The sequence below is a fragment of the Xanthomonas sp. PPL134 genome (assembly GCF_040595915.1).
In the GTDB taxonomy this organism is placed as follows: Bacteria; Pseudomonadota; Gammaproteobacteria; order Xanthomonadales; family Xanthomonadaceae; genus Xanthomonas_A; species Xanthomonas_A indica.
Window position 1 is genome coordinate 425,351 of the sequence record NZ_JAMDLL010000001.1, and the last position, 18,191, is coordinate 443,541.

Genomic DNA, 18,191 nt, shown 5'->3' on the forward strand with positions numbered 1-18,191 from the left:
GTCGGGACTGACGTCCCTCCCGCAAGCTGATGCGTCCCTTGTGGTGTCTGCCAACGATCGATCAGACGCAACCGCGCCCGACCTATGCCGCCGCTACCGGCAGGGCGAAGGCCGCGCCCTCCACGCAGGCCACCAGGCGCTCGCCCGGCGCCAGCACCGGGGCGACACCGGCAGTGAAGTGCGAGAACGCCGGCAGCACGGTCATGCCGTCGCGCAGCCAGAATGCCGGCCAGCGCGGGCGCATGCCGGGCAGCTTGGCCAGCGGGTGCAGGTGTCCGCACAGCACGTGGCGCTGCGCGTCCGTGACCGGATCGTGGCGCAGCACGAACGGGCCGTCCTCCACCTGCGCGCCGAGCAGGGCGATGTCCAGCCCTGCGCCGGCCAGGGCGCGGTCGTGGTTGCCGGCGATCGCCGCTACCCGCAGTTGCGGATGCTGCGCGCGCCAGGCATGCCACTGCCGTTGCCAGTCGGCATCGGCTGCGGCGCCGTGCAGCACGTCGCCGAGGATCCACAGTTCCACCGCGTCCTGCGCCTGCAGCAAGGCCGACAGCCGCGCCAGGTCGAGCGCGGTGCCGCCACGCGGCAGGCCGATGCCGGCGCGGCGAAAGATATCGGCCTTGCCCAGGTGCAGGTCGGCGATCAACAGCCGCCGCCGCGCTGGCCAGTACAGCGCGCGGTCGCCGAGCAGGCGCATCGGCTCACCGGCCAGCAGCCAGTCCAGTTCAGCGCGCATGGCGTTGCTCCAGTTGCGCCGCCGCGCGCATCACCCGCGCCTTCCAGTCCTCGGTGCTGAGCTGGCCGCGGATGCTTTCGGCCCAGAGCGGGAACGCCAGCGGCGTGAGGCTGCGCGGGTTGTGCAGGGCCAGCTCGCGCGCGGCGCAATCGTCCAGGGTCGCGGCGAGCCGGGTCAGTTCCATCTGACCCTGCAGCACCTCGCGCTCGGCCTGCGCCAGCAGCAGGTGTTCGGGATCGAAGCGGCTCAGCACGTCGTACAGCAGGCCGCTGGAGGCCTGCAACTGGCGCAGGCTGCGCGGCAGGCGGCCGGGCAGGCTGGGCGGCAGCAGGCCGGCGACGCGGGCGATCTCGCGGAACTGGCGCCGCGCCATTTCGCCCAGGTTGAGGCTCTCGCGCAGATCCTCGAACAACTGCGCCGGACTCAACATCTCGCGCAGCAGCGCCGCGTCGATCGGCGCATCTTCCGCCGGCGACAGCACGAAGCCGTAGTCGTTGGCGGCAAAGCTGAAGGTATTGCGCTGGCGTCGGCCCCAGCGCAGCGCCAGCAGCGCGGCCAGGCCTTCATGCACCTGGCGACCGGCGAACGGATACACGAACAGGTGCTGGCCGTCGCGGGCGCGTACGCGCTCGGCCAGCAGCCGCTGCGGCGCCGGCAGAGCCGACAGCGCGCGCTGCAAGCCGAGTAGCGGCGCCAGCGCGCGCAGTTCGGCCTCGCCACGTGGATCGGCGAACACCGCCTCCACCTCGTGGCCCAGTTCCGAGGACAGCGGCATGCGCCCGCCCATCCACTTCGGCACGCTGCCGTCGCCGCCCTTGGCCAGGCGCACGTAGGCGGTCATGTCCTCCAGCCGCACCAGTTCCAGCAGGCGCCCGGCGAACTGGAAGCGGTCGCCGCGGCGCAGGCGGCCGACGAACTGCTCCTCCACCGCGCCGAGCCGGCCGCCGCGCAGGAAGCGCACCGCCACGCTGCCGTCGCTGGTGATGGTGCCGATCGACAGGCGATGGCGCAGGGCGATGCGGCGGTCGTGCACGCGGTACAGGCCGTCTTCGTCCTGCACCACCTTGCGGTAGTCGGGGTACTGCGCCAGCGCGCGTCCGCCCTGCACCACGAACTCCAGCACGGCCTGCCAGGTCGGCGCATCCAGCGTGGCGAAGGCGGCGGTGCCGCGCACTTCGGCGTACAGCGCCTCGGCCGCGAAGCCGCCGCCCAGCGCGCAGGTGATGCAGTGTTGGGCCAGCACGTCCAGCGACAGTCGTGGCGAGGGCCGCGATTCGATGCGGCCATGGGCGATGGCGCGACGCGCCGCGGCGTACTCGACCAGTTCCAGCGCGTGCGAGGGCACGCACAGCACGTGGCCGGCCTCGCCGGGGCGATGCTTGGCGCGGCCGGCACGCTGCAGCAGCCGCGCCACGCCCTTGGGGCTGCCGACCTGCAGCACCTGGTCGACGGCGGGGAAGTCCACGCCCAGGTCTAGGCTCGAGGTCGCCACCACGCAGCGCAGGCTGCCGTCGCGCAGGCCTTGCTCGGCGGCACTGCGCAGTGCGGGATCCAGCGAGCCGTGGTGCAGCGCCAGCGTGTGCGCCTCCTCCGGCCATACCGAGGTCAGCGCCTGGTGCCACAGCTCGGCCTGCGCGCGGGTGTTGGTGAACAGCAGGCTGGTGCGCACCGCGAAGAGTTTTTCGAGCACCCGCGGCAACTGCGCCAGGCCCAGGTGCCCGGCCCAGGGGAAGCGCTCGCCGACCGCCGGCGCGAGCGTCTCCAGGGTCAGCGTGCGCGGCTTGACCCCGGCCACGATCGGCGCCTGCGGCAGGTGCGGCAGCAGCACGTCGCGTGCCTCGTCCAGGTTGCCGAGCGTGGCCGACAGGCCCCAGGTGCGCAGCGCCGGCGCCCAGCCGCGCAGCCGCGCCAGGCACAGCTGCAGCAGCACGCCGCGCTTGTTGCCGAGCAGTTCGTGCCACTCGTCGACGATCACGCAGCGCAGCGTCGCCAGTTGCGGCGCGGTGTCCGGATAGGACAGCAGCAGCGCCAGCGATTCGGGGGTGGTCACCAGCGCGTCGAGCTTGCCGCTGCGCGCCAGGCGCTTGTCGCGCGCGCTGGCATCGCCGGTGCGCAGGCCGATCTGCCAGTCCAGCCCCAGCGCCTGCACCGGTTCGCGCAACGCGCGCACGGTGTCGGCGGCGAGCGCGCGCAACGGGGTGATCCACAGCACCTTGAGGTCGCGCTGCGCCTGCCGGCGCGTGCGCGGCGGCGAGGCGGTCTTGGCAGTCGCGCTGGCGCCATTGCCACGGGCGGGCTTCTTTTTGGCGGCGGCCGCCTGCGCCGCTGCCTGCGCACGCAAGCCCTCCAGCAACGGGCCGCCGAATGCGGCCAGGGTCTTGCCGCTGCCGGTGGGCGTGTGCAGCAGCCCCGAGCCGCCGTCCAGGTAATGTCCCCACACCGCGCGCTGGAACGGCAGCGGTTGCCAGCCCTGCTGCGCGAACCAGGCGTACAGCGGCGCATCGGCCGGGCGCCGGCGCGCCGCCGCTGCGCTCATCGCGCCAGCGCCTGCAGGGTGGTCAAGCGGTCGGCCTCGGCGAACGGCTTGTCGTGGCGCCAGCGCAGGATGCGCGGGAAGCGCACGGCGATCCCGGACTTGTGCCGGCTGCTGCGATTCACCGCCTCGAAACCGAGCTCGAACACGTGATACGGCGTCACCGCGCGCACCGGTCCGAAACGCTCGGTGGTATGCGCACGGATCCAGCGGTCCAGCGCCAGGATCTCGCTGTCGTCCAGGCCGGAGTACGCTTTGGCCACCGGCACCAGTTGCTCGCCATCCCACAGGCCGAAGGTGTAGTCGGTGTACAGCGTGCTGCGCCGGCCATGGCCGGCCTGCGCGTACAGCAGCACCGCATCGATGGTCAGCGGCGCCACCTTCCATTTCCACCAGTCGCCACGGCGGCGGCCGGACTGGTAGGGCGACGTCGCACGCTTGAGCATCAAGCCTTCCACGCCGCGCGTGCGCGATGCCTCGCGCAGCGTCGCCGCCTGCTCCCACGTTGCGGCGTGCACCTGCGGCGACAGCGTCAGCCGCGGGTCGGCGTGCGCTTCCAGCAAGGCCTGCAGTTGCGCGCGCCGTTGCTGCAGCGGCTGCTCGCGCAGGTCGTGGCCGTCCAGTTCCAGCAGGTCGTAGGCGAGCACGCGCGCCGGCGTGTCGGCCAGGGTCTTGGCGCCGGGCTTGCGGCGCTGGATGCGGGTCTGCAGGGCGGTGAACGGCAGCGGCGCGTCCTCGCCCGCGCGCCACGCCAGCAGTTCGCCGTCGATCACCGCATCGCGTGGCAGCGTCGCCGCGGCGGCTTCGATTTCCGGGAAGCGCCCGTCCAGGCGTTCCTCGCCGCGCGACCACAGCGCCACCTCGCCGTCGCGGCGGATCAGTTGCAGGCGGATGCCGTCCCACTTCCATTCCAGCAGCCAGTCGTCGATGGCGCCAAGCGTGTCGGCCTCGGCTTCCAGCGGCGAAGCGAGGAAGAACGGGTAGGGCTGCTGGCGGTCGCTGGCCAGCACCTCTTCGGACAGCAACTGCTCCAGTGCCTGCGGCGTCGGCGACCAGGCGCCGAGCATGCGCTGGGCGATGCGGGCGATGTCGATCCCGGACATCGCCGCCAGCGCCTGCTGCACCAGCCGCTGCGATACGCCCACGCGCAGCGCGCCGGTGAGCAACTTGTTGAACAGCAGGCGCTCGTCGAAGGCCAGGCTGCGCCAGCCGGCCACCACCGCGACGCGGCGTGCGGCATCGTCCTGTGCGGCCACCGGCAGCAGGCGCTCCTCGATCCAGTCGCGCAGCGGCGCCGGGTCCGGGGTTTCCGCCGGATCGTCGAGCAGCAGGGTCAGGGTCTCGGCCAGATCGCCGACGTGGTCGTAGCTGTCGTCCACCAGCCAGCCGGGCAGGCCGCTTTCCTGCGCGATCCACTCGCGCAATTCGCGGGTGTTGGCGATACGCCGCAGTTTGCCGCCGCTGAGCAGCCAGATCGCCCAGGCCGCGTCGGCGGGCGGCGCCTGCTCGAAATACGCCACCAGCGCGGCGCGCTTGTCCAGCGTCGCGGTGCTCTGGTCCAGTTGCCGGTACAGGGCGGCGAAGCGCTTCATTCCTCGCCACCGTAATCGGTGCGGAACGCTTCGGCGGCGACGCCGCGTTCGTTGAGCGCGCGGATGATCGCGTCGGTGTTGCCGTGCGTCGCAATCACGCGACGCGCGCCGGTCTCGTCGATGGTGCGCAGCAGGTCGGGCCAGTCGGCATGGTCGGAGACCACGAAGCCGCGGTCGTAGTTGCGCCGGCGGCGGTTGCCGCGCAGCCGCATCCAGCCCGAGGCGAAGCCGAGCTGCGCGTGGCGGAAGCGACGCAGCCACGGGCTGCCGGCGGCCGACGGCGGCGCCAGCACCAACTGCCCGGCGTAGTCGGCGCGCTTGTCCAGTTCGGACACCGTCAGCGTCTCCAGCATCGCCACGCCGGCCTCGCGATACACCGCCACGCCGGCCGCCACCGCACCGTGCAGCAATGCCGGCTGGTCGTCCCACGGCTGCAGTTCGGCGAGCACGCGCTGCGCCTTGCCCAGGGCGTAGCAGAACAGCACCGCGGCCTCGCCGCGCGCACTGCACTCGCGGCGCCAGGCGACGATCTCGCGCGCCACCGCGCTGGTGTCCGGCCACCGGTACACCGGCAGGGCGAAGGTGGCCTCGGTGATGAAGGTGTCGCAGCGCACCACCTCGAACGGCGCGCAGGTCGGATCGGGCTGGCGCTTGTAGTCGCCCGAGGCGACCCAGACCTCGCCATCCACTTCGATGCGTACCTGCGCCGAGCCGAGCACATGCCCGGCCGGATGCAGCGACACCTGCGCGCGGCCGAGCGTGAAGCGGGTGCCGTAGTCGTAGGCGCGATAGGCCTGCTCGCCCAGCCGCCAGCGCAGGATCGGCAGGCCGGCGGCGGCGCAGTGGTATTCGCCCATGCCCGAGCGCGCGTGGTCGCCGTGGCCGTGGGTGATGACCGCGCGCGGCACCGGCCGCCAGGGATCGATATGGAAGTCGCCGGCGGGGCAGTACAGCCCTTCCGGGCGCAGCACCACCAGGTCCTGGGAAGCGGCATTCGGCATGGGCGCCACTGTGTCCAAGCCGGTGTGCAGGAGATGAGAATCCGCCACGCGGGTTCGCGGCCGCGCGATGGATCGGCCACAATGCGTGCAGCGCTTCTGGGAGGGAGATGCATGCACACGGACCTGCCGGCCTACGCCACGCATACGGTCGACAACCAGCCGCCGCCGTTCGAACCGCGCGATCTGTGGGCCGACGACGCGGTGCTGCGCGAGGCCATCGCACGCGAGGGGGCCGACGGCTTCGCCGCGGCGCTGGCGCACTACGGTGCGCTCGCCGGCGAGACGCTGTACCGGCTCGGTTTCGACGCCAACCGCGACCGCCCGCGGTTGCGCACGCACGATCGCTACGGCCACCGCATCGACACGGTCGAGTTCCATCCGGCCTATCACCAGTTGCTGGACGCGGCCAAGCGCCATGGCGTGGCCGGACTGTCCTGGCACGCCCCGCAGCCGGGCGCGCATGTGGCGCGCGCCGCGCTGAGCTACCTGCACCACCAGGCCGAGGCCGGCACCAGTTGCCCGCTGACCATGACCCACGCCGCAGTGGCGGTATTGCGCCAGGACCCGGCCTTGCGCGAGTGGGCCGACAAGGCCGCCGCGCCGCACTACGACCCGCGCGACGTGCCGATCGCCGACAAGGCCGGCATCACCCTGGGCATGGGCATGACCGAGAAGCAGGGCGGCTCGGACGTGCGCAGCAACGCCACCGTCGCCACGCCACTGGACGGCGACGGCGCGTACACCCTGGTCGGGCACAAGTGGTTCTTTTCCGCACCGATGTCCGACGGCTTCCTGGTGCTGGCGCAGGCGCCGGGCGGCCTGACCTGCTTCCTGCTGCCGCGGCGCCTGCCCGATGGCCGGCTCAACGCGCTGCGGCTGATGCGGCTGAAGGACAAGCTGGGCGACTGGTCCAACGCGTCCAGCGAAGTGGAGTTCGCCGGTGCCTGGGCGCAGCGCGTCGGCGAGGAAGGGCGTGGGGTGGCACGGATCATCGGCATGGTGATGCTGACCCGGCTCGACTGCATGCTCGCCGCCGCCGCGCAGATGCGCATGGCATTGGCGCAGGCGCTGCACCACGCGCGGCATCGCATCGCCTTCGGCAAGCGTCTGGTCGAGCAACCGCTGATGCGCAACGTGCTGGCCGATCTGGCCCTGGAATCGGAAGCCGCCACCGCGTTCGCGCTGCGGGTGGCGCGCGCGGTGGACGCGGCCGATACCGATGCCGCCGAGGCCGCGTTCGCACGCATCGCCACCGCGCTGGGCAAGTACTGGCTGTGCAAGCGTGCGCCGGCCTTCGTCAACGAGGCGCAGGAATGCCTGGGCGGCGCCGGCTACGTCGAGGAGTCGATCCTGCCGCGGCTGTACCGACAGGCGCCGCTGAATTCGATCTGGGAGGGCAGCGGCAACATCCAGTGCCTGGACGTGCTGCGCGCGCTGGCGCGCGAACCGGCCACCGGCGCCGCGGTGCTGGCGGAACTGCAGACGGCGGCCGGCATCGACCCGGTCTACGACGCAGCGCTGGACGCACTGCGCGCGCCGTTGGCCGGCAACGCCGAGGTGGACGCGTTCAGCGCACGGCACCTGGCCGAACGCATCGCACTAGTCGTGCAGGCCGCGCTCCTGCTGCGCAGCGCCAGTCCTGCCGCCACTGCATTCGTGCACAGCCGCCTGGCCGGTGCGCATGGATTGGCGTTCGGCACGCTGCAGCCGGGTGCGCCGGTGGAAGAACTGCTGGCGCGCGCCTTGCCGTAGGCGTACGGCGTGGTGGCCCATCGGGCCCTCGCCAAGCGGAAAGCATTTCCTTCTCCCTCCGGGAGAAGGTGCCCCGCAGGGGCGGATGAAGGTGCGACAGCCAGCGTAGCCAGGCAGCAAGTGCAACCTCACCGGCGGCGCGCAACCGTACCCTCACCCCAACCCCTCTCCCGATGGGAGAGCGGCTAGGCTCTTGCGAATCCCGAATCCCGAATCCCGAATCCCGAATCCCACGCCACAGGCGCTAGTGCCTCCCGCGCTTGCCCCCACGCACTGGCGTCGCCTCGACCGACAGCGTGAAGCTGCGCTCCTCGCCGTCGAGCATGGCGCCGACGCCGACCAGTTGGCGCTTGATCTCCTCGCCGCGGCCGTTGCGGATGCTGACCAGCACGGTGTATTCCCAGGCGCTGCCGTCGGCCGGGTGGCGGATGCTGCCCTCCACCCGCAGCGGTACCAGCGCCGACGGCGCCGATTGCTGCAGCACCGCCGAATCGAAGCGCAGATGATGCTTGCACGCCGGGCAGACGCTGGCGCTTTCGAGGATGGTGGCCTTGCAGTGCGGGCAGGTCCGGGTCGCCCCCGGACTGCCGGGACGCGGGCTGCTCATGCGCCGGCGTCGGACTCCGCGGGCTTGCCGCCCTTGCGGGCGTGCTTGTCGTCGTCCCAGCCGAAGTCGGCCTGGCCGCGCATGCGCGAGCCGGCGGCCACGGTCAGCGAGCCGGCCTTGACGTCGCCGATCAGCGCGCCGGAGGCAAGCAGTTCCACCCGCGACGCCGATTCGATGTTGCCCTCCAGCTCGCCGGCGATGACGACCTTGTCGGCACGCACGCCGCCGCTGAGCTTGGCGCCGGTCTCGATGGTGAGATCGCCCTGCACGTTGACGTCGCCCTTGAACTTGCCGGCGATGCGGATATGGCCGGTGCCCTCGATCTTGCCTTCGATGCTGATGTCGGCGGCGATCAGCGATTCCTTCGCGGCCGGGGCCGGCGCGGGGGCGCGGGCGGCGGGTGCGGCGGCCGCGACCGCGGCGAGCGGTTCGCCTGGGGCGGCATCGCCCGGCGGACGCGGCTCCGGCGGCGCTGCGCCGTTGCCGGGAACGGGCGGCAGGCCATCCTTGCGCGCGGGACCCTGGTCTTTCCAGATGGACATGGGCTGTCGTCTCCAGTCGGGGGAAGCGCGACTATCGCCGCTCTACCGCGTCGATTTTGTGACGCTTTCTTCAGAACGACGGGCCGGCCGTGGCCGCCGGCGGTTCAGCCCATGCCGTCCAGCGTGGAATCGTAGGCTTGCACCTGGTTGCGGCCGCAGCGCTTGGCCCGGTACAGCGCCGCGTCGGCCTTGCGCAGCAGGGTCGTGGCGACCACGCCATCGCGCGGGTAGCTGGCCACGCCGATCGACATGGTCACCGCCGGCAGCGTCTTGCCGTCCACGCTGGCGCTCAGTTGCTGAGCCGCGCTGCGGATCTGTTCGGCGATCGCCTGCGCCTGTTCCGGGCCGGTCTCCGGCAGAATCACCGTGAACTCCTCGCCGCCGTAGCGGCAGGCGATGTCCTCGCCGCGCAACCGTGTCGACAGCATCTGCCCGACCGCGGCGAGCAGGCTGTCGCCGCCACCGTGGCCATGCAGGTCGTTGAACTGCTTGAAGTGGTCCACGTCCAGCATCAGCAGCGACAGCGGCATCTGCCGGCGCCCGCAGCGGGCCAGTTCGTGGTTGAGCGATTCTTCCAGGTAGCGGCGGTTGAACAGGCCGGTGAGCGGGTCGCGGATCGACTGCAGGCGCAGCGACTCGCGCAGGCGCAGGTTGCTCAAGGCCAGCGACAGCTGCTCGGCGGCCGCCTCGGCGATGGCGATGCGCGGCAACGGCCCCGCGCTGCGCCCGGCCAGGTACACGAACCCCAGTTGCGTGCCCTGCGCCGACAGCGGAATGCAGGCGGTGCTGGCGCCGACGGCGGACGGATCCTCGCGCAGGTGCGCGCAGGCCGAGTCGTGGCCCTGCGCGTGCACGAAGTGGCTCTTGTCGCGGCGCAAGGCCCAGCAGTCCTGCGGCGCCACGGCCGGCTCGCTGCCGACCGGCGGCTCGCCCCAACTGACGATCTCCTCGGCGCGGTCGCGCGAGGCGCGCAGCAGGTAGACGCTGCCGCCGGTGTCGGGCATCAGCGCGGCGAGCAGGCGTGCGGTCACCGTCAGCGCCTCGGCCGGCTCCACGCAACTCTGCAGCAGGCCGGTGTAGCGGCTGAGCGCGTTCAGATCCGCACTGGTGCGCTTCAGCTCGCGGATGCTCGCCTCCATCTTCTCGTTGGCCACCGAGGCGGCCTGCTCGGCGTTGCTGCGGTTGCGCAGTTCGCGGAACAGCAGCGCGTAGACCACGCCGACGCTGCCCAGGCCGAACGGGATGCCGGCCAGGGCCAGCGCCAGCAGCATATCCGCGCTGCGCTGGTTGGACAGGTCGCGACGCTGCAGCAATTGCTGCTCCATGTCGATCATCTGTTGCACCTGGTCGCGGATTGCGCTGGAACTCTGGTACACGTTCGGCGCCATCGCCCGCTGCAACGCTTCCAGTCCGTCACGCTGGTACACCGCGAGCATCTGCCGCATCTGCGCCAGGCGCGTGTTCACCAATTGCTCCAGCGTCCGCACGTTGGCGACCTGCGCCGGATTGTCGGAGACCAGCTTGTGCAGTTGCGCCAGTTGCCGCGGCACGCGCTCGGCACTGTCGTAATAGAGCGTCAGGTAGGCCTGGTTGTTGGTCAGCTCGTAGCCGCGCAACGAAGACTCGGTCATCAGCAAGGTGGCTTGCACCTCGTCGATATTGCGTAGGACTTCGTGGGTATGGGCGACGCGCTCGGCGTCGGAGATGGCGCGCTGCGCGCCGGTGAAGACACCGAAGCCGATCAGCACGAAGACCGCGGCGGAGAACAGGAGGGCTAGGCGGGTCCTGGCCCGCACACGAAGAAGGATCGGCATCGCAAAAGTCTACTGTGACGGCGCAAATGCCTTGGACCGGCGTCACAAAAAAAAGACCTGCCGAACCGCTGCGTCGCGCGGCATGCCGCGCCGCAGGGCCGCTCCCGCACAGGGCGGGAGCGGCAGTGACTCAGTGGCGCTCGCGATCGCCGTTGTGCGGGTCTTCGTTGGCGTTCTCGCGGGCCTTGTCGGCGACCTTCTGCGCGGCATTCGCGGTGGCCTCGCTGGCGTCGGCCGCCATTTCCTTGGCCGCGGCCGAGGCGTCCTGCACGGCCTCGGAGTTGGCGGCACGGTGCGCGGCGTCGCGAGCATCGGCGACCACCTCGCGACCGGTCTGGGCGACCTGGCCCGCGGCTTCCTTGGCGGCCTCGCCGGTCTGCTCGGCGGCGACCTTGGCGTCGCGCTGCGCCTGCTGCGATTCCGGACCCTGGCAGCCGGCCAGTGCGAGGGCGCCCAGCAGGGCCACGATCGGGGTCTTGTTCATGCGGCTTCTCCGTCCACGGGTGGGTGACGCGGCGCAGCCTAGGCGGGCGCGCATGCAGCCTGCGTCAAGGCGGGGCCGTGGAATGGGGCAGTGTTCAGGAAGGCCAACGCCCTGGAGGGGAGGGAGTGCCGGTGGCGAAAGCCTGGGACTGCAGCGCGCAGGTCCGCGAGCGGGCGTCCGTCATCGGTGGGATCGGATCGTTGCGCTCGGTGCATTCGCCTGTGCGTGGCACATGGGGGCGATGCGCATCCGGGCGCCTTGCACGCGTCTGGGGACGCGCAGGTCGCACGGGTTGTCCCTGCGGCGTCGTCTCGGCCATGCGCGAAGGACTGCATGCGGCGAGCGCGGTGCGCAGCGATGGCGGGGCATCACGCGCTGTTCGGCAAACGCCAGGCAAAGAAAAAGCCGCTGGCGGACCAGCGGCTTTTTCAGGACTGCAAAAAGCAAGAAGTGATTACTTCTTGGCTTCCTGAGCAGCGTCCTTCGCCTTGTCGGCGGTGTCTTCCGCAGCCTTGGCGGTGTCGGCAGCCTTGTCGGCAGCGGCATCGGTCGGGGCAGCGGCGGCAGCGGCCGAAGCGTCGGCAGCGGTGTTGGCGGCGGTCGCGGCGGTGTCGGCAGCGGCCTGAGCGGCGTCGGCGGTCGGGGCGCCGGCGGCAGCCGACTGGTCGGCAGCAGCCTGCGCGTCGGTGGCGGCTTCGTTAGCCGAAGCGGCGGCGTCCTGGGCCTGCTCCTGCTTCGAGCACGCGGCCAGGGCCAGGCCCAGGGCCATTGCGATCAGCAGCTTGTTGATGCTCATTGTGTCTATCCTCGTCGTTTAGTTAGGCAACGCGCGAATGCGCGCCCTCAACATGATGACAAGCCAAAGTCGGCTGTCAAGCGCACGCGCATTCATTTTTGTGTTTCAGGGGTTAATTTCAATCAAATCAATTCGATGGCGACCGCTGTCGCTTCGCCGCCACCGATGCACAGGGTCGCGATTCCGCGGCGGCCGCCACGGCTGCGCAACGCATTTAGCAATGTCACCAGCAGGCGCGCACCGGAGGCGCCGATCGGATGGCCGAGCGCGCAGGCACCGCCATGGACGTTGACCTTGGCGTGGTCCAGGCCCAGTTCCTTGATCGGCACCATCGCCACCACGGCGAAGGCTTCGTTGATCTCGAACAGGTCCACTTGGTCCAGGCTCCAGCCGACCTGGTCCAGCAGCTTGCGGATCGCGCCCACCGGTGCGGTGGTGAACCACTCCGGCGCCTGCGAGAAGGTGGTGTGGCCGACGATCCGCGCCAGCGGCGCGAGCCCGCGACGTGCGGCCTCGTCGGCGCCCAGCAGCACCAGCGCGGCGGCGCCGTCGGAGATGCTGGAGGAGCTGGCCGCGGTGACCGTACCGTCCTTCTTGAACGCCGGCTTCAGCGCCGGGATCTTGGTCACGTCGGACTTGCCCGGCTGCTCGTCGCTGTCGACCTGCACCTCGCCCTTGCGGGTGGCGACGGCGACCGGGACGATTTCCGCCGCGAAGGCGCCATCGCGCTGCGCCGCCTGCGCACGGTTCACTGATTCGATCGCGAACGCGTCCTGGTCCTGGCGGCTGAAGCCGAACTTCTCCGCGGTGGCCTCGCCGAACACGCCCATTGCCTGGCCGTCGTCGGGATTGGTCAGGCCGTCCCAGGCCATGTGGTCGACCGCCTGGAAGTTGCCGTAGCGGTTGCCGGTGCGCGAGTTCGGCAGCATGTGCGGCGCGTTGCTCATCGACTCCATGCCGCCGGCGACGACGATGCTGGCCGAGCCGGCCTTGATCAGGTCGTGGCCCAGCATCACCGCCTTCATGCCCGAGCCGCAGACCTTGTTGATGGTGGTGGCGCCGGTGGCGTCGGGCACGCCCGCCGTGCGCGCGGCCTGGCGTGCGGGAGCCTGGCCGAGATTGGCCGGCAGCACGCAGCCCATGATGACCTCGGAGACGTCGGCGGCGGGGATGCCGGACTGCTCCAGCGCGGCGCGGATGGCCGCGGCGCCCAGCGTCGGCGTGGGCACGCCGTTGAACTGGCCCAGGAACGCGCCGATGGCGGTGCGCTTGGCCGCGGCGATGACGATCTCGGTCATGGCAAACCCTTACGAAAGAGGTGCGCCGATTATCGGCCGCGGCGCGGATTCTGCCAATCGCAGGTCGCGTGAGCGGCCGCCCTGCATACGAGGTTTCGGTGTAGATTGGCGTGGGTTTTATCGCCGTCGCCGACGGCCGATGAATGGGAACGGCACCGGACGGTGCGGCAGATCAAGGTAGAGGGGAAGCACATGCGGGCATTGATGGCACGGTCGCTGCTGGCGGCCGCGGTGGCGGTTGCGCTGACCTCGTGCGGTGGCGGCGGTGGCGGTGGCGGCAATCTGGTCCATGGCAGTCCGCCGCCGACCTCGCCGCCTCCGCCTCCACCCCCGCCGCCGACCTCGCCGCCCCCAACGTCGCCGCCGCCTCCGCAGCCGGCGTTCGACGCGCACCTGACCCTGACCAATACGCTGGCCGCGCACAACGCCGGCTACGACGGCAGCGGTTTCCGCATCGGCGTGGTCGACACCGGCGTCAACCGCAATCATCCGGCGTTGGCCGGGCGGGTGGTGTCGAACCTGATCTACGTCGACCCGAGCCAGAACAACACCAAGGTCGACGACGTCGACGGCCATGGCACCACCGTGGCGCAGCTGGCGGCCGGCAAGTCGGTCGGGCAGTGGCCGGGCGGGATCGCGCCGGGCGCGCAGATCGTGTCCGCGCGCATCATTTCCGATACCCCGCCCAAGGACGACGGCAGCGGCAGCGGCAACCAGGTCAGCGGCGGTCTGGGCCTGACCCAGGTGCACCAGGACCTGATCAATGCCGGGGTCAAGGTGATGAACAACTCCTGGGGCGGCATCTACTGGACCGACCTGAACTCGACCAACGCCATCGCCGACGAGTACCGCCCGTTCGTGCTCGGCTACGGCGGCCTGGTGGTGTTCGCGGCCGGCAACGAATCCAAGTCCACGCCCTCGGACATCGCCTCGCTGCCCAGCAAGGCCGGCCCCAACGGCACGCTGCCGGCGGCGGACCTGGAGCGCGGCTGGCTGGTGGTGGCGGCGACGGATGCGAGCACCGGCACGCAACTGGCGTCGTATTCCAACGCCTGCGGCGCGGCGATGCGCTACTGCCTGGTCGCGCCCGGCACCGAGGTGTTCGTCGATCCCAAGGCGACCACCTCCACCAGCAACCCGGACTACTACTACGGCAGCGGCACCTCGTACGCGGCGCCTCTGGTGTCCGGTGCGGCGGCGCTGGTCTGGCAGGCCTTCCCGTATTTCAACAACGACCTGGTCCGGCAGACCCTGCTCGGCACCGCCACCGACCTGGGCACGCCGGGCGTGGACGCGACGTTCGGCTACGGCCTGCTCAACGTCGGCAAGGCGGTGCAGGGGCCGGGGCGCTTCGACTGGGGCGACGTGACCGTGGCGTTCACCGGCAGCTCGACCTGGGCCAACGACATCGCCGGCAGCGGCGGGCTGATCAAGCAGGGCAGCGGCACGCTGACCCTGAGCGGCACCCAGAACAGCTACAGCGGCGACACCCAGGTGCAGGGCGGCACGCTCAGTGCGGCCAGCCTCGGCAGTTCCAACGTGGCGATCAGCAATGGCGCCACCTTCGTCGGCACCGGCGCGCTCGGCGGCAGCGTCGCCAATGCCGGCACCTTCCAGGTCGGCGCGGCCACCCTGAGCCTGAGCGGCAACTACGTGCAGAGCAGCAATGGCCGCCTGGCCCTGCTGGTCGGCGACAAGCTATCGGTCGGCGGCAGCGCCGTCCTGCAGGGCGGTTCGCTGTACGTGCTGGGCAAGCGCGACTACGTGGTCAACAACACCGCGTACAAGGTGCTGGAGGCCAATGGTGGGCTCACCGGCACGTTCGCTTCGGTGACCACGCCGTCGAACGTGTTCCTGACCTCGTCGCTGTCCTACGACGCCACCAGCGCCTCGATCACCGTGCAGTCGCTGAGCGTCACCGCCGCCGCGGCCAGCTTCGGCAACATCACCGCGGCCACCCTGGCGTCGGCGACGCGCGTGGACGCGGCGTTCGCGCAGCTCAACACGCAGCTGAGCCAGGCCCCGGCCACGGTCGACGGCACCCTGCTCAAGGCGGCCGGCGCGGTGCAGCAGTCGCCGAGCGTGGCGGCGGCGTCGGCGACGCTGCGCAGCCTGTCCGGCGAGGCGCATGCCGCGGCCACCGCGATGACCTTCGACACCATGGACCTGCAGCGGCGCGCGCTGTCCAGCCGCTTCGACACGCTGGTCGACCAGCCGCGCGCGGTCGGCGCCTGGAGCCAGCGCCTGGGCGAGACCGGGCAGGGCAGCTTCGCCGGCAGCCAGTTCCAGCTCGATGGCTGGCTGATGGGCCAGGACCTGCGCCTGGGCGATCACGCCGTGGCCGGCTTCGCCTTCGGCGAGAGTCGCGCCAGCGACGCCGGCAGCCTGGACCGCAGCCGCAACCGCCAGGTGCAGGGCCAGGCCTATCTCGGTGCGGTGGCCGGCAACGCCTACGCGCTGGCGCAACTGGGCAGCGGCCAGTACCAGCGCCAGCTCGACCGCAGCCTGCTGCTCGGCGACACCGTCGCCGATGCCTCCAGCCGCTACGCCGGTCGCTTCCTGTCCTCCAGCGTCGAGGTCGGCTACCGGTTCGGGCGCGGCCCGGCATGGCTGACCCCGTATGCGGGCGCGGACTACAGCCGCATCGACAGCGATGGCTTCCGCGAACAGGGCGGCGATGGCTTCGGGCTGATGGCCGATGCCGCCAGTTCCTCGCGCAGCCAGGCACTGGCCGGCCTGCGTGGCGGATTCGGCGGGCGCGGCTGGTCGCTGCAGGGCTATGCCGAGTGGCAGCAGACGTTGGCCGCGCAGGGGCTGGACCGGCAGGCCAGCTTCGTCGGCGTGAACGCCTGGGCGCCGCTGGTGGATTTGCAGCCGGCGCGTTCGGGCGGCCTGTTCGGCGCCAGTCTGCAAACCCGCTGGAATGGGGCGTTGCTGGGGTTGGGCTACGACCAGCGGTTCGGTCCGCGCGGCGACGACCGTGCGGTGTCGCTGCGCTATCGCCTGGGCTTCTGAGTTGCGGTCACCGGTCCGGCGCGTGTCGCGCCGGACCAGGCTCGCTCAGGCAGGGCCAGGCTGTTCGGCCCTGCGCGCTGCGACCTCTCCGCCTGCGGCGCAGGCGGCGCTGCGTCACTCGCCGCGCAGATGGCCCATCGAGCGCGGCGCGGTGCGGCCCAGCGGCAGCTTGAGCTTGCCGATCGCCTGCATGCGCGCCTCGGCGATGCGGTCGGCGGCCTGTTGCGGCGGAATGTTCTCGCGCTCGGACAGGTCGAAGATCTTGCCGAGGTTGTGGTACATGCTGCGGATCAGCCGCATCGCGCGTTCGCGGTTGTAGCCGTCGATTTCCAGCGATACGTTCATCACGCCGCCGGCGTTGACCGCGTAGTCCGGCGCGTAGAGGATGCCGCGGCGGTGCAGTTCCTCGCCGACCGCCGGATTGGCCAACTGGTTGTTGGCGGTGCCGCAGACGATCTTGACCTTGAGCCGCGGCAGCTTGGCCTCGTCGAGCGCGCTTTCCAGGGCGCACGGCGCCAGCACGTCGGCGGCGACGTCGTAGATGTCGTCCGGGTCCACCGCCTCGGCGCCGTACTCGGCCACCGCGCGCGCGACCAGCGCCGGGTCCAGATCGGTCACGTACAGCTTGGCGCCGCGCTCCTTGAGCAGCTTCACCAGTTCCATGCCGATGTGGCCCAGGCCCTGCACGGCGATGCTGGTCTTGCCGATCTCCTCGTGGCCGAACTTGCGTTGCAGCGAGGCCATCAGCGCCTGCAGCGCGCCGTAGGCGGTGAACGGGGCCGGGTCGCCGGAGCCGCCATGCACCTGGTGCACGCCGGTGACGTACTCGGTCTCCAGGTAGATCTGCTCCATGTCGTTGACGTCGGTGCCGACGTCCTCGGCGGTGATGTAGCGGCCGCCCAGCGAGTCGACATAGCGGCCGAAGGCGCGGAACAGCGCTTCGGACTTGTCGCTCTTCGGGTCGCCGATGATCACCGCCTTGCCGCCGCCGATGTTGAGCCCGGCCAGCGCGTTCTTGTAGGTCATGGTGCGGCTGAGCCGCAGCGCGTCCTGCAGGGCGGACTCGGTGTTGGCGTAGGGGCGCATGCGCACGCCGCCCAGCGCAGGGCCGAGCACCGTGTTGTGGATGGCGATGATCGCCTGCAGTCCCACGTCGCGGTTGTGGCAGAAGACGACCTGTTCGTGGCCGGTGTTGGCTAGCGTTTCGAAAAGCATGGGGGCTCCGCTGGCGTTGCAGGTGTCGGACACCATGGTCCAGGAACATGCCTGGTGGGTGGCGCAAAACAAAAACGCGACGGTTCCGGAACAGGCCCTGAGCGTCGCGATGGCGGCATTTTAAAGCAATTGCCTGCCGCCCGCGCGCTGGCGCCGCGGCCCGCGGCATGGGCATCTCGCCACTGCGTGCGACGCCAGGGGCAAGCAGCGGCCGTTCGCCGGACCGCTTGCGTAGGCTTTGAGCGGGGCGGATTGGGGCGGGAATGGCGCCTGGCACAGGGGGGGCGGCGCGTGGGCGTCCGGGGCGGCCCTGCGGTAGTGGTGACCGCGCGGGGTGCGGTGACGCGCGGGCGAGCGCTGGCGCCGTGGACGGCAGCGCTGGTCGACGCATGGCCGCGGCCCTGCATGCCGCGGCGGCGCGGTCCGCGATCGCCGCCGGCACGGCGATCGCGCGTCTTCTGTGGGGCGGATGGACTAGCGGCGGACCCAATAGCCGGCGCGGAAGCGATAGGCAGGGCCGTGGTGCTCCCACCGTGGGCCGACGTAGACGTAGCCCGGCCGTTCCACCACGTAGCGGCCGGCGACCCAGACGTGGTGGTAGCCGTTCCACTGCCAGTAGCCGGGCATCCACACGTAGCCGGGGCGCACCACCACCCGTTCCACGCGTGGCGGCGGCGGCGCGGTGCGGACCGACAGTTCCACCACGTCGCGCGCCTGCGCGGGCGCGGCGGCGATGCCGCCGGCGAGCGCGCCGCCGAGCAGGGTGGCCAGCAACAAGGGACGAGCGAACATGCGAGGTCTCCGAAGGC

General features: G+C 71.2%; 14 protein-coding genes. 2 read left to right on the forward strand and 12 right to left on the reverse strand.

Annotated elements, in window-relative coordinates:
* Positions 1-82: 82 nt before the first annotated feature.
* From pdeM to M3U25_RS01910, 4 genes are read right to left on the reverse strand one after another with little or no spacing between them, the layout of a single operon-like run.
* Positions 83-733, reverse strand: a complete 651-nt coding sequence (gene pdeM / locus M3U25_RS01895; protein WP_242156562.1) for a ligase-associated DNA damage response endonuclease PdeM — start codon at positions 731-733, stop codon at positions 83-85.
* Positions 723-3,269, reverse strand: coding sequence for a ligase-associated DNA damage response DEXH box helicase (locus tag M3U25_RS01900; protein WP_355495433.1), 2,547 nt, complete (start codon positions 3,267-3,269; stop codon positions 723-725). Before M3U25_RS01900 ends, pdeM begins: the two co-directional genes overlap by 11 nt.
* A complete protein-coding gene (locus tag M3U25_RS01905) occupies positions 3,266-4,858 on the reverse strand; it encodes an ATP-dependent DNA ligase (RefSeq protein WP_355495431.1) in 1,593 nt (530 codons plus the stop codon). Before M3U25_RS01905 ends, M3U25_RS01900 begins: the two co-directional genes overlap by 4 nt.
* Positions 4,855-5,859: a ligase-associated DNA damage response exonuclease gene (locus tag M3U25_RS01910; protein WP_355495428.1), complete on the reverse strand. Its 1,005-nt coding sequence runs from the start codon at positions 5,857-5,859 to the stop codon at positions 4,855-4,857. The genes M3U25_RS01905 and M3U25_RS01910 overlap by 4 nt, the downstream gene beginning before the upstream one ends.
* 111 nt (positions 5,860-5,970) lie before the next feature.
* On the opposite strand from M3U25_RS01910, the gene M3U25_RS01915 reads away from it, so the two are divergent.
* Positions 5,971-7,611: an acyl-CoA dehydrogenase family protein gene (locus tag M3U25_RS01915; RefSeq protein WP_355495426.1), complete on the forward strand. Its 1,641-nt coding sequence runs from the start codon at positions 5,971-5,973 to the stop codon at positions 7,609-7,611.
* A 244-nt stretch (positions 7,612-7,855) separates the two neighbouring features.
* Here M3U25_RS01915 and M3U25_RS01920 read toward each other — a convergent pair whose 3' ends face one another.
* From M3U25_RS01920 to M3U25_RS01945, 6 genes are all read right to left on the reverse strand, one after another.
* Positions 7,856-8,218: a hypothetical protein gene (locus M3U25_RS01920; RefSeq protein ID WP_152181262.1), complete on the reverse strand. Its 363-nt coding sequence runs from the start codon at positions 8,216-8,218 to the stop codon at positions 7,856-7,858.
* Complete coding sequence (locus M3U25_RS01925) at positions 8,215-8,760, reverse strand: polymer-forming cytoskeletal protein (protein ID WP_355495422.1); 546 nt, start codon at positions 8,758-8,760, stop codon at positions 8,215-8,217. Before M3U25_RS01925 ends, M3U25_RS01920 begins: the two co-directional genes overlap by 4 nt.
* A 104-nt stretch (positions 8,761-8,864) precedes the next feature.
* Positions 8,865-10,574, reverse strand: a complete 1,710-nt coding sequence (locus M3U25_RS01930; protein WP_355495419.1) for a diguanylate cyclase — start codon at positions 10,572-10,574, stop codon at positions 8,865-8,867.
* 130 nt (positions 10,575-10,704) lie between these two features.
* Positions 10,705-11,058 carry a hypothetical protein gene (locus M3U25_RS01935; protein WP_355495416.1) on the reverse strand — a complete coding sequence of 118 codons (354 nt, stop codon included), beginning with the start codon at positions 11,056-11,058 and terminating at the stop codon, positions 10,705-10,707.
* 454 nt (positions 11,059-11,512) lie between these two features.
* Positions 11,513-11,854, reverse strand: a complete 342-nt coding sequence (locus M3U25_RS01940; RefSeq protein WP_048490955.1) for a hypothetical protein — start codon at positions 11,852-11,854, stop codon at positions 11,513-11,515.
* Between the two features lie 122 nt (positions 11,855-11,976).
* The gene (locus tag M3U25_RS01945) at positions 11,977-13,152 is read right to left on the reverse strand and encodes a thiolase family protein (protein ID WP_355495412.1); all 1,176 of its coding nucleotides are present in this window, start codon (positions 13,150-13,152) and stop codon (positions 11,977-11,979) included.
* Positions 13,153-13,356: 204 nt separating this feature from the next.
* Between M3U25_RS01945 and M3U25_RS01950 the strand changes: the two genes are divergently transcribed.
* Positions 13,357-16,167, forward strand: a complete 2,811-nt coding sequence (locus M3U25_RS01950) for a S8 family serine peptidase (RefSeq protein ID WP_355495409.1) — start codon at positions 13,357-13,359, stop codon at positions 16,165-16,167.
* 114 nt (positions 16,168-16,281) lie between these two features.
* On the opposite strand, the gene M3U25_RS01955 is transcribed toward M3U25_RS01950, so the two are convergent.
* Together M3U25_RS01955 and M3U25_RS01960 are read right to left on the reverse strand one after the other, a co-directional pair.
* The gene (locus M3U25_RS01955; protein ID WP_010342303.1) at positions 16,282-17,382 is read right to left on the reverse strand and encodes a Glu/Leu/Phe/Val dehydrogenase dimerization domain-containing protein; all 1,101 of its coding nucleotides are present in this window, start codon (positions 17,380-17,382) and stop codon (positions 16,282-16,284) included.
* Positions 17,383-17,856: 474 nt separating this feature from the next.
* Positions 17,857-18,174 (reverse strand): hypothetical protein, encoded by a 318-nt coding sequence (locus M3U25_RS01960; protein WP_355495405.1) that lies wholly within the window; start codon positions 18,172-18,174, stop codon positions 17,857-17,859.
* Positions 18,175-18,191 lie beyond the last annotated feature (17 nt).